General features: G+C 60.9%; 13 protein-coding genes. 1 reads left to right on the forward strand and 12 read right to left on the reverse strand.

The features are described 5' to 3' along the window. Positions 1-11: 11 nt before the first annotated feature. The 12 genes from PZ897_RS12900 to PZ897_RS12955 all read right to left on the reverse strand — a co-directional run bounded on the left by PZ897_RS12900 (position 12) and on the right by PZ897_RS12955 (position 10,768). Positions 12-1,103, reverse strand: coding sequence for a DUF1513 domain-containing protein (locus tag PZ897_RS12900; protein WP_275752731.1), 1,092 nt, complete (start codon positions 1,101-1,103; stop codon positions 12-14). Continuing rightward, entirely contained in the window at positions 1,100-2,191 is a 1,092-nt protein-coding gene (locus PZ897_RS12905) for an imelysin family protein (RefSeq protein WP_275752733.1), read from the reverse strand. Before PZ897_RS12905 ends, PZ897_RS12900 begins: the two co-directional genes overlap by 4 nt. Continuing rightward, positions 2,188-3,690, reverse strand: a complete 1,503-nt coding sequence (locus PZ897_RS12910; protein ID WP_343217459.1) for a di-heme oxidoredictase family protein — start codon at positions 3,688-3,690, stop codon at positions 2,188-2,190. Before PZ897_RS12910 ends, PZ897_RS12905 begins: the two co-directional genes overlap by 4 nt. Positions 3,691-3,863: 173 nt before the next feature. After that, a complete protein-coding gene (bfr, locus tag PZ897_RS12915) occupies positions 3,864-4,346 on the reverse strand; it encodes a bacterioferritin (protein ID WP_275752734.1) in 483 nt (160 codons plus the stop codon). A gap of 46 nt (positions 4,347-4,392) precedes the next feature. Beyond that, the gene (locus PZ897_RS12920; RefSeq protein ID WP_275752736.1) at positions 4,393-4,710 is read right to left on the reverse strand and encodes a (2Fe-2S)-binding protein; all 318 of its coding nucleotides are present in this window, start codon (positions 4,708-4,710) and stop codon (positions 4,393-4,395) included. A 10-nt stretch (positions 4,711-4,720) separates the two neighbouring features. After that, positions 4,721-5,944, reverse strand: a complete 1,224-nt coding sequence (locus tag PZ897_RS12925; protein WP_275752884.1) for an imelysin family protein — start codon at positions 5,942-5,944, stop codon at positions 4,721-4,723. Positions 5,945-6,027: 83 nt separating this feature from the next. After that, positions 6,028-6,558, reverse strand: coding sequence for a hypothetical protein (locus tag PZ897_RS12930; RefSeq protein ID WP_275752737.1), 531 nt, complete (start codon positions 6,556-6,558; stop codon positions 6,028-6,030). 136 nt (positions 6,559-6,694) lie between these two features. Beyond that, positions 6,695-7,492 (reverse strand): heme ABC transporter ATP-binding protein, encoded by a 798-nt coding sequence (locus PZ897_RS12935; RefSeq protein WP_275752738.1) that lies wholly within the window; start codon positions 7,490-7,492, stop codon positions 6,695-6,697. Between the two features lies 1 nt (position 7,493). Then, a complete protein-coding gene (locus PZ897_RS12940; RefSeq protein WP_275752740.1) occupies positions 7,494-8,594 on the reverse strand; it encodes an iron ABC transporter permease in 1,101 nt (366 codons plus the stop codon). Next, a complete protein-coding gene (locus PZ897_RS12945; RefSeq protein WP_275752742.1) occupies positions 8,575-9,441 on the reverse strand; it encodes an ABC transporter substrate-binding protein in 867 nt (288 codons plus the stop codon). The genes PZ897_RS12940 and PZ897_RS12945 overlap by 20 nt, the downstream gene beginning before the upstream one ends. Before the next feature lie 47 nt (positions 9,442-9,488). Then, on the reverse strand, positions 9,489-10,580 hold the full coding sequence (locus PZ897_RS12950; RefSeq protein ID WP_275752743.1) for a ChuX/HutX family heme-like substrate-binding protein: 1,092 nt from the start codon (positions 10,578-10,580) through the stop codon (positions 9,489-9,491). Between the two features lie 8 nt (positions 10,581-10,588). Then, a complete protein-coding gene (locus PZ897_RS12955) occupies positions 10,589-10,768 on the reverse strand; it encodes a hemin uptake protein HemP (protein ID WP_275752745.1) in 180 nt (59 codons plus the stop codon). A 248-nt stretch (positions 10,769-11,016) separates the two neighbouring features. Between PZ897_RS12955 and PZ897_RS12960 the strand changes: the two genes are divergently transcribed. Next, a complete protein-coding gene (locus PZ897_RS12960; RefSeq protein ID WP_275752747.1) occupies positions 11,017-13,128 on the forward strand; it encodes a TonB-dependent hemoglobin/transferrin/lactoferrin family receptor in 2,112 nt (703 codons plus the stop codon). Positions 13,129-13,132: the final 4 nt, after the last annotated feature.

The raw sequence follows: 13,132 nt of genomic DNA on the forward strand, positions 1-13,132 counted from the left end.
TGCACCGGCACTCACGAAGGCGCGACCAGCAAAGCCGCGATGTGATTGTCCCAGGCAACATTGTGATGGCGGGAGCCGAAGCGGCCGGTTTCGCTGGAGCTGACAAATCCATCGCCACATGCCTGCACGCCGCATGTACCAGGCTTCATCTCGACACTGCGGACTTTGCCAGTCAGGGTGTCGAGGAGAACCACGGCCCCTCTCTTTGGCGATGCAACCGCAAGGGTCGCGCCATCCCTGCTGATGGCGACAGAGCCGGCATATTTGCCCAGGGCGATGGCGCCATCGCCGGGCAGATCGACCGGCACCAGGCCACGATCCGCACTCAATTTCGCCAGCACAGGGATCTCATCCATCACGTCTCCCTCATATTGCCCGCCTATCCAGACCTGACCTCTGCCGTCGACCGCCATGTGCCGCAATGACAGCCGGTGCAGGTTGGCTGGCAAGGCATGCGACGCGAGCAATGTTCCCGTGGCCATCTCGATGAACGCAATCGATGGTGCCATGGTGGGCAGGTTAAGCTTCTGACGGCCCTGATCGGGATGGGTTCGAATGCCGCCATTGGCGACGCACAGCGTCTTGCCATCCGGCATCAGGATAATTTCGTGCGGCCCTACGCCGTGGGAGGCGAACTCGCCGAGACGGCTGAACCCGTCAGTGGCATCATAGAGCCCGATCACACCATCGCCGGTCTCGAACGCATTCTCTGCGGCACAGAGAATCCGGCCATCGGCCGAAAAGGCGCCGTGGCCGTAAAAGTGCCGATCCGGAGGTGTGTGGAACACGACCGGCTGGCCTGTCCGTTGACGGGGCAACGCAACCGCAAAATTGCCGGGACGACGGGCGAAAGCTACCAGCCAGTCAGCGTCCGGATGGGTGGCAAAGCCGTGGCCCCGGCTCGGCAATGCATGCGCCGAGACGATCTCCGCCTTGTCATCGAGGATGGCCATTCCATAGCCGTCTTGGGCATCCCGATAGGCTGCGGCAAACAGGATATCCGACCCGGCCAGCCTTTCAGCGGCGGCCGGTGCCAGACTGCCAAGCCAGGCGACACCGGCACCGGCCAGAAATGTCCGGCGTTCGATCAGAAGCGGTTTCAATCGCCGTCTCCGAATGAAAAGCCGACCGCCAGGCCTCCCGCCTGCGCGAATTCCTGATCAAGACGTGCGATAATGATCTTGATGGCATAGGCGAGATAGGCCAGCTTTTCCCGGGTTTGCGGATCGGCCAGCAGCTCGGCGACCGGCGCATCGAGACTGTCGGCAGTGCGGATTGCCTGGCTGAACTCGAAACGGATCATTGCGGCAAGCTTCGGGGCCTGGTCCTCAGCCACCACCTCGATGCCGCTGGCATTGAACAGCGCCTCCAGACCGGACAGGCCGGCGCGGATGGTCGGCAGGGTCATCTCCGAACGCCAGAACAATGCCGATTTCGGACGATCGTGATCCGGATTTTCAGTGTCGAGAAAGGCACCGATGCGGGTGTCGCGGATCGCTTCCAGGCCGTGGATCATCTGCCCCAGAAGCACATTCAGCGCTTCCGTGTCGGTTCTGTAGAGCGGATTATCCGCGCCGGGTTTGAGGAAAACCGGCACTGCAGTGCTGTCTGGCCCCCAGCCGGTGATGATCTCGTTGGACAGATTGACGAGATTGTCAGCCGCGGCATGGGCAAAAGCGCAGCGGTGACTTGCCTTCGAGTGCGCAAGCGCATCGCTGCCGCTGCCGAACAGAAGGAACTCGATGGCCCCTAGCCCCTGCATGGCGACGCTTTGACCCGCCAGGGAACCGGCGTCCGTGACGCTCGCGTCCTTTTGCGCGATGGCCGATTGCACCTGTTTGCGGCCGGTGCCCTTGCGATCGGGGAAAAACAGCACACGCTCGAGCCGATTGTGCGACATCACCGGCCCAAGCCGCAACCATTCGATCCGCGCCCAACTGTCGGCGGCGGCGCGAAAGGCTGCACGTGCCGCACCCAGCCTGTCGCCGGATGGAGTCTCGCACAAAGCCCTGGTCGCGGTGCTTAACCCGGATACGGACAGGTTGAACCCGGCATATCCGGGGCGGATATAGGTCACCAGCATTCGCTCAAGCACGGGTTCGATCGGCGGACGCGGGCTGGTCACATCCGCCCCAGCGGCGCCCGAACCGGCCATCAGCATCACAACGGAGAGCAGCAGACGCTTCATCATAGACTTTCCAGGAATTGCACCAGATTGTCGCGGTCGGCCTTTGCCAGCCCGGCAAAGCCATCGCGGGCGCGCTGTGCCTCGCCACCGTGCCAGAGGATGGCTTCGCTCAGATTGCGCGCCCGCCCGTCATGCAGGAAGAAGCTGTGCTCGTTGACGGTTTCGGTCAGGCCGATGCCCCAGAGCGGCGGCGTGCGCCATTCCTGACCGCTGGCACGCCCCACCTGCTGGCCGTCGGCCAGCCCGTCACCCATGTCGTGCAACAGAAAGTCCGAATAGGGCCAGATCAGTTGAAACCGGTGCGCCGGGGTCTCGGCCCGGCGCGAGGTGACGAATTTCGGCACATGGCAGGTGGCACAGCCCAGAGAATAGAAGATCTGCTTGCCGGCCAGCACCGCGGCATCATCGACGGCGCGGCGCGCGGGAACGGCCAGATTCTGCGAATAGAAGGTCACCAGGTCCAGGACGGGGTCGGGCGCCTCGGTCTCGCCAAGGTTTGCCTGAGCACCGATGGGCAGGTTCATGCACGCGACCTGGCTGGGTGTGCAGTCGCCATGCCCCGCCGGGGCATCCGGCGTGGAAATGCCGATGTCGCCCGAAAACGCGCTTGCGGTTTGCTGGCGCACGCTCGCAGTCTGGGCTTTCCAGCCGAAACGGCCAATGGCAGGTTTCCCGGTGGCCGGGTCGATCGCCATTGCAACACGACCGGACACTCCATCGCCATCCTGATCGTCCGGGTCAGCGTGGGCAAGAATATCGGCGGGGTGAATGGCCTCGATCAGGCCCATGCCCGTCATCGGCGGCGTCATTCGCGGCGACAGCGTGGTTTCCGGGTCCAGCGGCCCGAACCCCAGATCGGCGACGCTGTAGGCCGGTTTGCGCAAGGACACAACCGAGCCATCGCCCAGCTCGACCGGCTGCTCCTGATACGCGATCACCATCCGGCCCTCAGCCTTGAGGCCGGGCACCGCCAGATCCTGCAATTGCCCGCCATAGACCGGGTCCGGCAGCGTGGCGACGAGGAAATCCTCGAGCGCCTGACGCTCTTCCTTGGTTCTGGCCGGGCGGGCAAGCCGCAGGAACATCGAGGTGGCGTCGGCGGCGCCTTCCGGCGGGTGCCCGCGGCCATCCTTGATGTGGCAGCTTTGGCAGGCACGGGCATTAAACAGCGGGCCGAGTCCGTCCGACGCCAGCGTCGAGGCGGGAGAGGAAACCCAGAGTTTGCGAAACAGCGCATTGCCGAGCTTGAAGGTTTCCTCCTCCTTGAAGGTCAGGTTGGTGTTGAAATGAGACAGGGAATCGCGGTTGATCAGCTTGGTCGACGTGCCGGCACCGCCCTGCATCCGCTCGAACTGTTCCGGCGCATCAAACCGTGAAGCGGGTTTAACAACGCGTTCGACCCGTTTGCGGTCTTTTGCGCTGAGATCGTCGCGGCTGGTTGGCAATCCAGCGGCATCACCGGCCAGCGCCGCACCCTGTGACATCACGAGAGAGCCCGCCATCAGCATGCAGCGCAAACCGGCACCCCCGCCTCGCCCAGGGATAGGTAATGAAAAGTAATCCGTCATACGACGCCGCACCGGTTTAACACCAGCGGGCGTACAAAAATCGCGGTGCGGGATCACGCCTGACTCCGCCTTCAAGTTTGCAGCAACCATTACTGTCTCTTGCGTGTTCAGTCCGCATCGGCCGGTGATGCGTTCAACTGACCATATTTCTGTTCGCCCAGACTGCCGAGAAGCTGGAGTTGGGTTTCAAGAAAATCTATGTGCCCTTCCTCGTCAGCGATCAGCGCCTCGAACAGGTTCTTGCTGACATAATCACCCTCTTCCTCGCAAACGTCGCGGGATTTGGTGTAGGCGCTCCAGGCTTCCTGCTCACCGGCAAGATCGGCTTCCAGCACTTCCTTGATGTTCTGACCGATCCTGAGTGGCGCCACTGTCTGGAGATTGGGGAAGCCGTCGAGAAAGATGATGCGCTCGATGAGCTTGTCGGCGTGCTGCATTTCCTCAATGCTTTCCGCCCGCTCCTTGGCAGCCAGTTTGGTATAGCCCCAATCCTCCAGCAACCGGTAATGCAGCCAGTACTGGTTGACAGCGCCCAGCTCGAGGAAAAGCGCCTGGTTGAGGCAGTCGATGACTTTCTTGCTCTTTTTCATGATTTTCCTTGTCCCTGCGGTGATCAATGCCCTGCATATAACACCATCAGGCCACCATGTTCGATTGGCGTTTGGCAGCACTCCTCTTGTTTGCGTTTTCCAGACGCAGCCGCTGGTCGGCGATGCGGTTGAGCAAATCCACGACCCTCGGCTCGGGACTTTGCATAAGCGCATGGTATCGTTGAGTTGTTTCGACGATGATATCGATCACGCCCGGAAAACAGCCGCAACATTTGCCGCGGGCGTTCATCGCCTGGTAAACCTTCCCCGGCGTGATCAACTGCCATTCGTCGGCATTGAGGAAGTCGACGATGACCTCCTCAATGTCCGTGCGCGAGATAACGTTGCAGCTGCAGACGATCATGGTCTTGCCCTTACTGGAACACAGCGTTGGGGCTGTCGAGACTGTCCGACCCTTCCAGGTCGATCGATCCCAGATCCAGCGCAGCAATGACGCGTTCGATCGAGCGCGTCTGCTTGATCAGACCGTCAATCGCCGCCTGCACGGTGGCATTGCCCGCCTCATTGCCGGTGGCAATCATCTGATCGTAAGCCTCGACATTTTCCGCACGCTCAGCCATCGCTTCCATGGCTGTGACCGTGGCATCAAGATCCGCGGACAGTTCGTCTGCAATGGCCGGGTCCCTGGCCGCGACGAGATCGGCCAATGACGGGCCGGTGAGTTCCGTGCCATCGGGCCTGGTATAGGCGCCGCTGAAGGCGGTGCGGATGCCCACCGCGTCGTAGAGATGCGAATTGTGCGTGTTGTCGGAAAAGCAGTCATGCTCCTCTTCCGGATCTCCAAGCAGCAGCCCCAGTTTCATGCGCTCGCCTGCAAGCTCGCCATAGGACAGCGAGCCCATGCCGGTGAGGATGGTCGACAGCCCGCCGGCAACACCGCTCTGTTCAAGCGCAAGCCGTGCTGCGCCGCCGGCCTTCCAGTTGGCATCCATCTCTTCAAGATCGGCCAGCAGCAGGTCGGATGCTGCGCCGAGATAGTCACGGCGGCGCTGGCAATTGCCGTTGGTGCAATTGTCGAGGCTGTAGTCGGTCGCCGGACGGCTGCCGGCGCCCGGGCCGTTGCCATTGAGGTCCTGGCCCCACAGCAGAAATTCGATGGCGTGATAGCCGGAGGCGACATTGGCTTCGATACCGCCGGCTTCCTGAAGCGTCCCTGAAATCAGCTCCGGGGTGATCGTGCCTGCGTCAATCACCTTGCCGTTGATCTCGATGGACGGGTTGGCGATCACATTTGCAGTGAACAGCGAATTCTCGTCACTTTCCGAGCCATAGCTCGAATCGACATAATCAATCAGACCCTCGTCCAGCGGCCAGGCGTTGACCCTGCCCTCCCAGTCATCAACTATTGCATTGCCGAAGCGGTAGACTTCGGTCTGCTGATAGGGAACCCGGGCTGCGAGCCAGGCAGCCTTGGCCGCGGCCAAAGTTTCGTCGGTGGGATCGGCAAGAAACTGCTCGATGGCGCCATCGAGCGACCTGGCGCTGGTCAACGCGTCACCGAACTTGGCTTCCGCGACATCGGCATAGTGGGCGATAACGGCCTCGGGAGTCACGTCGGCAACAGCGATGCCGGTCATGCTGGTGGACGCCAGAAGGCCGAGCCCGATGAGAGATGCGAAACGATTCATGGTCTGCGGTACTCCAATTTGTTTCGGTTCAATTAGTGAAGAGAGCCACTCGACTGCACGGCAGCGAAGGCGGATCTCCTGTCGATGTCGACGATGACGCTAAGTGGAATGTGCGACAGCTTCTGGCTGTGGCCGAGCAGAACCGCCGCATAGGCACTGGCCAGATCAACAATTTCGATGCAGCGATCGGAACAGGTGAGCAGCTTGGCCGACTGGACCAGACTGTCTTCGTCGCCATGCTGCGCACCCGACACCATGCCCAGCACCAGACATTCATCCCGGCAAAGATGGCCTGCGCCGGGTTTGTAGAAGCGCAGCGGGCAGGTTGCGCAGGCCCCGAGCTGACGCACCAGGGATGACATCGCATCCAGCGCGATCTGCCCGTCGACGGTGCCCAGCAGTTTGGCGTGCGCCGACCAGGCCGCATCCCAGTAGCGCGAGTCGGAATGCATCAGGCCCGCAATCCAGTTGCGATAGCCATTGACGACAAGATTTTCCGGCTGCTGACGCAGATAGACCGCAGCAGGGCAGTCTCCGGATGTGTCGTGTTCGGTTTGCGCCATTTCATCCCCGTGGCTTTAAATATGAGGTTTTCGGTAATATATCTTCAAACTGGAGTCAAACAGTATAGTTTAGAATGACTCCAAACCAGTGTCGGAAACCGCACGCCTGACGTTGCAGTGGTTCTGCCTGCCGCAATCACGAAGTTTCACGAATTGCGGCAATCAGCGGCAGCACGAAGAAATCCATGCCCTGGGGAATATCGCTGACGGCCATCGGACAGCCATAGACCGCCTCGAGATTGGCTGAGGTCAGAACCTGTCTCGGCGGGCCGGACGCATGCACCCTCCCCTGGTGCATCAAGACCACATGGTCGGCAAATTGCGCGGTCAGATTGAGGTCGTGCAGGATGGCGACGACACCACCGCCCGCAGCGGCATAGCGCCGGGCGATCTGCATGATCTGCAATTGGTGCCTGATGTCGAGACTGGAAATCGGCTCATCGAGAAACAGGCAGCGGGGCGCGTGCTGGAAAACCGGCTCCCACACCTGTGCCAGAACCCGCGCGAGTTGCACCCGCTGCTGTTCGCCGCCCGACAATTCCTGGTAAAACCGCCCGCCAAACCCGTTCATGTCTACGGCGCTCAGAGCATCGTCAATCCGGCCGGAAATATCGACATGGGAGTGAACCCCCATGGTCAGGCCAAGCCGCACCACCTCGTGCACGGTAAAGGGAAATGACAGATCCGTCGATTGCGGCAGCACCCCGCGCATGCCGGCAAGGTCAGCCGGGCGCGCATGGGCGATATCGACGCCATTGAGACGAGCACTTCCGTCGAATTTTATCTCGCCAGTCAGGGCCCGCATCAAGGTGGTCTTGCCGGACCCGTTGGGCCCTATGATCACCGTGAACTGCCCCTTTGCCGCCGACATATCAATGCCTTGCAGAATGTCGGTTTTGCCAAGACGAACCTGAATATTGTGCGCTTCGAGCATTCTAGATATCCATCAGGCCGCGACGACGCAGCAAGATCCAGAGAAAGAACGGAGCCCCGATGGTTGCGGTAATGATGCCGATCGGCAGCTCGGCGGGCGCCACGATCTGCCGGGCGATGGCGTCGGCAAACAACAGCATGATGGCACCCAGCAATGCACAGGCCGGCAGCAAATAGCGATGGTCGGGACCGATCAGCAAGCGCAACAGATGCGGCACAACGATGCCGACGAAGCCAATCCCGCCCGACACGGCAACCGACGCGCCGGTCGCTGCGGCAACCTGGACGATCGCGACCCGTTTGAAGATCTGAACATTGACGCCAAGATGCTGCGCGGTTGCCTCACCCAGGGTCATCGCATTGAGGCCGCGGGCCATGAAAGGCGAAAGCAGCAAAATCGGCACGATGATGGGCGCGACCGCGAGAACCTTCGGCCATGTCGCGCCAGCAACCGAGCCCAGGCCCCAAAAGGTCAGATCCCGCAATTGCTGATCGTCGGCCCAGAAGACCAGCAGACCGGTGAAGGCTCCGGCCATTGCGCCAAGCGCGATGCCGGCAAGCAACATGGTAGCAACCGAGGTCCTGCCGTTGCGGGTTGAAATCCGGTACAGCGCGAAGGTGAACACCAGTCCGCCGGCAAACGCGGCAAACGGGACGTGATAGAGCCCGAGCAAGACCGCAACGGGGGACAGGACACCGGCTCCAAGCACGATGAATGTCACCGCCCCCAGGCCTGCACCGGCGGAAACGCCGACAATGCCCGGATCGGCAAGCGGGTTGCGAAACAGCCCCTGCATGGTGGCGCCCGAAACAGCCAGCGAGGCGCCGATCATCATCCCCAGCAACAGGCGCGGCATGCGGATGTCGAGAATGACCACGCGCTCGACGGCGGTGATCAAACTGTCCTGCCCGGACAAGAGCGCCCAGGCAACCAGGAGCGCAGACGTGTCAGTGGCGCCGGATGCGAGGCTGAACACCGCGGTGAACAGCAAACACACCACCAGCACCAGAAGTATCCGCCGGGCAAAAGCCGAGCGGTCCCCCGCCAGCATGCCTGCCCGAGGGGGCGCGCCGGCGTCGAGGCTAATGCTGCTCATGGCCATAAAACGCCTGGGCAAGTTGCGACACTGCCTCGCCGGTCCGCGGTCCGAATCCGAGCAGCAGGAGACCGTCCATGCGGATGATCCTGCCGTTCTTGACCGCAGGCGTGGTGGACAGCGCCGGATGCGCCTCGAGCAGCGCGTTGGGCGCGGCATGATCGGCGGCTTCACCGCGCCCGTTCATCATCAGGATGATGTCAGGCGCGGCCTCGATGACCGCTTCATCGCTGATCTGCTTGTAACCGGCAAAATCGGCGATCACATTTGTACCGCCCGCCAGTTCGATAATGCCATTCGCGGCCGTACCGGTGCCGGAGGTGTTGATCTTGTCATCCTCCACGGTCAGCACGAACATGACCTTCTGCCTGTCGTCGATGGCGGCCAGCCGCTTCCGGGCCCTGGCAATATCGGCGGCGACCTTTGTGCGAAGAGCATTGCCCTTTTCCGGCACCCCGAGTTCTGCAGCGATAATTGCAATGTTCTCGTCGACGCCGTCCAGGGTGAAGTCGTCGGGCACGTCGACCCATCGGATCCCGGTGCTCTTGAGAACCTCGACCGCCTCGGGCGGACCATTGTTCTCGCGCGCCAGGACCAGGTCCGGCTTGACCGACAAGACGCCTTCAGGGGACAGGGCGCGGATGTAGCCGACGTCAGGCAGATCGGCCGCCTCGAGCGGATAGGTCGAGGTCGAGTCCCGGCCCACCAGCCGGTCTTGTTCGCCCAGCGCGTAGACAATTTCGGTCACCGCGCCGCCAATTGCCAGAACGCGCTGTGCCCGCAGCTGCTCGGAATTTGCCGTGGATGCTCCAACCGCAAGTGTCGCCGCGGCAGCCACGAGAAAAGACGTCATGACCCGCCGGCTCATCACAGGCCGGGCTGTTTGTTCAAGAGGAAAAGTCAACGCACTTCCTCCACCGTCACGCCGGCTCTGGCGGGCTCCAGGGCACCCGCGCGCGGCAGCGCCTGAACCAGCCGGTTCCACTGTGCCACCGCATCGGTGCTGTCGCCCTCGCGCCGGTAGCCATTGATCATCAGCGTCTGCTCGCCGCCGGGACCGAAGATCTCCAGCGAATAGACATCGCCGGCCTTGGTCGGCTTGCGCACGAGCCAGATTGCCGCAAACTGGTCGGCGCGAAGATGCAGGTGAAACCCCGGATCGAGCACGTTCAGCCAGGGGCCAACCTGCTTGATGGTGTGAACCGGACCGGAGTGGATCTGCAAAGTGCCGGCGTTTCGCAGAAAGATCATGACGGGCAGTTGATCAGAGCCGAGCTGGTGCAACACCAGATCAGCCGCATCCTCGGAAAGCTTCCAGCAAAAGTCGGTGCCAATCGCCTCAATGGCAGCAAGACGGGTCATCCGTGACTTGCGCAGGATGGACTGGAACTGATGGGTGTCCTGCATGCCGGCCCAGGCCTGGCGCAACGCCACGATATCATGGCCGGCGGGCGTGGCGCGCGTGCCTGGCGCAGCCCTTTTTGCAAACGTGGCGGGCTGCCTGGCAACACGTAGCTGGTCCCGGATCGCGGTCCATCTGGTCATGTCGGTGGCCGCGCGGGCAAAGACCTTGTGGACAGCATCCCCAAAGGCATCGAAGAACTGGAAACTGTATTGGACCGATCCGTCATCGAGCGGCTTGGCGACATGATAGGCGTGACGCCAGTGGCGCGGAAAAATCCGCAAATCGATGTCCGTGCCCAGAACAATCGAGGCATGCTGGCCGGACCTGTAGCCGCCGTACACACCGGTCTTTTCATGCACAGCGGCATCATTGCGCGAGAGCGCCATGACTTCGCCAGCCTGACCCAGCATTGGCAAGAAGACATCCAGATCAGGATCGATCGGCTCGACGTAGTCGCCGATGCAGGCTTCGAGGACGGCCGCTTCGCAGACGCCGATCTGGCTGGCGAGATCGCGTTCACGCATTTTCGGGTTGTCTTTGCGCGCGGTCCGAATGGCCGCAGCGCTGATGGAAATTTGTTGGTTCATCTCGCCGCTCACTTGTTGAGGATCAGTTTGCCTTGCTTGGTGATTTTCAACCGGTAGACGGCGCCATCATGCTCGATGGCCACTTCCTTGCGCTCGCCGAACAAGGCATGCGAGGCGATCACCCGGTCGTTCAAGGATGGATGCTTCAGGTCGGGCGGCCGACGCGGCGCGTGTTGGGAATCTTCCATGGTCAACATCCGTTTGTTGGCCTGGCTTGCTGCGCGCTGGCTGGGCATTAACGTCGCTACGATTTTAACTTGACTACTGGACTCAAGTTTTAGTAAACGACGTCTCGCATAAGGTGAGTTAAACTGTCAAGTTTGAAAATCGCATCAAACTGACGAAGCCACCAAAGCGGCAAGCAAGCGTATCGCCAGCCAGCCATTCAATCAAAATGGATCAGGGTAAGGGCGTTATGACTGTTTTCAAGATGAGAATGACCCGCACTGCAGTGACGTTGGCACTGTGTGCGACAACGGCACTGACGGCGATTCCGGCCGCGCAGGCGCAGGAAGCCACCGAGACGGGGGAAACCCGCAACGGATTCACACTGCTGCAAAGGCTGATCCTTGGCGCAGGCCGCGCCAAGGTTGCCGTCGACACTCCGCAAGCGGTCACTGCCCTAGAGCAGGAGGATATCGACGACAAGCAGGCCTCTACCGTCACCGATATCCTCAAGGCTGTTCCCAATGTCAGTGTGGTCGGCGGAGCCAATCGTGCCCTTGGCCAGACCTTCAACATACGCGGTATTGGCGCCGGTGAATCGGCCAGCGAGGAAGGCCGCATTGTTGTCAACGTCGACGGCGTGCCGCAATTCTTCGAGCAATACCGCATGGGCGGCTTTTTCAATGACCCGGAATTGTTCAAGCGGGTCGAGGTCTTGCGCGGACCGGCCTCGTCAACTCTGTATGGTTCCGGCGCCCTGGGTGGCGTCATCAACTTCACCACCAAGGAGGCCTCGGACTATCTCGCTGACGGTCAGAATGGCGCGCTCAAGCTGAAGGGCAGCTATGATTCCAACGCCAACGGGTATCTGGCCAGCGGCATTCTCGCCATGCGTCTGAGCAACTATGCCGAGTTCCTGGTGTCGGGCAATTACCGCACCGCCGACGAGTTCAGCGATGGCGACGGCATGGCGATCGAGGGCTCGGACTTCACCACCCCGAACGGTCTCGCCAAGGGCACATTCTATCTCGACGAGAACAAGGAGCGCAAAGTTCAGCTCAGCTACAGCCAGTTTACCAGCGACCAGGACAATCAGGCCTATTCGCAACTTCAGCCGACCGGATTTTTTGGCACCGTCGACCGTGTCGTCAACAACAGGCAGGCGCAGATTTCCTATGAGGATGCTGCAACAGACAATCCCTGGCTCGATCTCAAGCTGACGCTGTCCTACAACAACATCACCAATGAACAGTCGAACGCCTCGCTCGGCACGTCCAGCAATATCGGTCAGGATTCGACCTATGGCTATGAGAGCTATCAGTTCGTCGGCCAGAACACCTTCGAATGGAGCGGCGACAGGTTCGACAACTACCTCACCGTCGGTGGCCAGCTGATCCAGCAGGAACGCACCACGGCCACGGCCGACCCACTCGGCCACCATCCTGAAGGGACGGATTTCCAGGCCGGCGTCTTTGTCCAGAACGAATTCATCTGGAATGAAAGACTGACCCTGATTCCGGGTGTGCGGATCGATTATCAGAAGCTCAGCAGCAACAATTCGGTTGCTGCGCTGGCCGGCGGCCTGATGCCCGCTGACAAGACGGATGTCGCCTTTTCGCCAAAACTTGCCGCCCTTTACAAGATTTCAGACAGTTTCTCGATCTTCGGCTCCTACGCCCATACCGAGCGTTTTCCCTCCCTAGACGAGATCTATTCCAATGATTATGGCGCGGGCGTAGCGCCCAACCACAGCCCGGATCTGAAGAAAGAGAAATCAAACAACTATGAAATGGGATTTGTCGTCTCGACCACCGGCCTGATGCAGGACGGAGACAGTCTCGATTTCAAGACCACGGGATTTTACAACAAGATTGACGACCTGATCATCCGCCAGCGAAACCTGTATCCGCAATATGTCAATGTTGGCCGTGCCGAGATCTACGGCGTCGAATTCGAGGCCGGATACACCAGGGACAATTTTTTCGCAGACGCGAGCCTCGGAGTGACAGTGGGCACAGACCTGAGCTCCGGCACCGGCCTGACCACGGTGGCGCCGCCCGAGTTCAATCTCGGTCTCGGCTACCGGATGCCCGACCGGGGGATGACCGTCGGCTGGGAAGGCCGCTTTGTCTTTGCCGAGAGCCGGGTCCCGGTATCCGCCACAGCCACTGATCTGGTTGCCGAAGCCCTGCGCCGGGAAGCCTTCAACACCCACAATCTCTACCTCAACTGGCGACCTGATCAGCAAAGCCGGTTTGCCGGCTGGGAAGCCTCGTTCCGGGTTGAGAACCTGTTTGACACCAAGTACCGCGACTTCCTCTCCAACGACAATGGCAAGGGCCGAACCTTCAAGCTCACCCTTGCCAAGCAGTTCGGCTGGTAAATCC

Origin of the sequence: Hoeflea sp. YIM 152468 (genome assembly GCF_029210485.1) — a bacterium.
Taxonomy (GTDB): Bacteria; Pseudomonadota; Alphaproteobacteria; order Rhizobiales; family Rhizobiaceae; genus Hoeflea.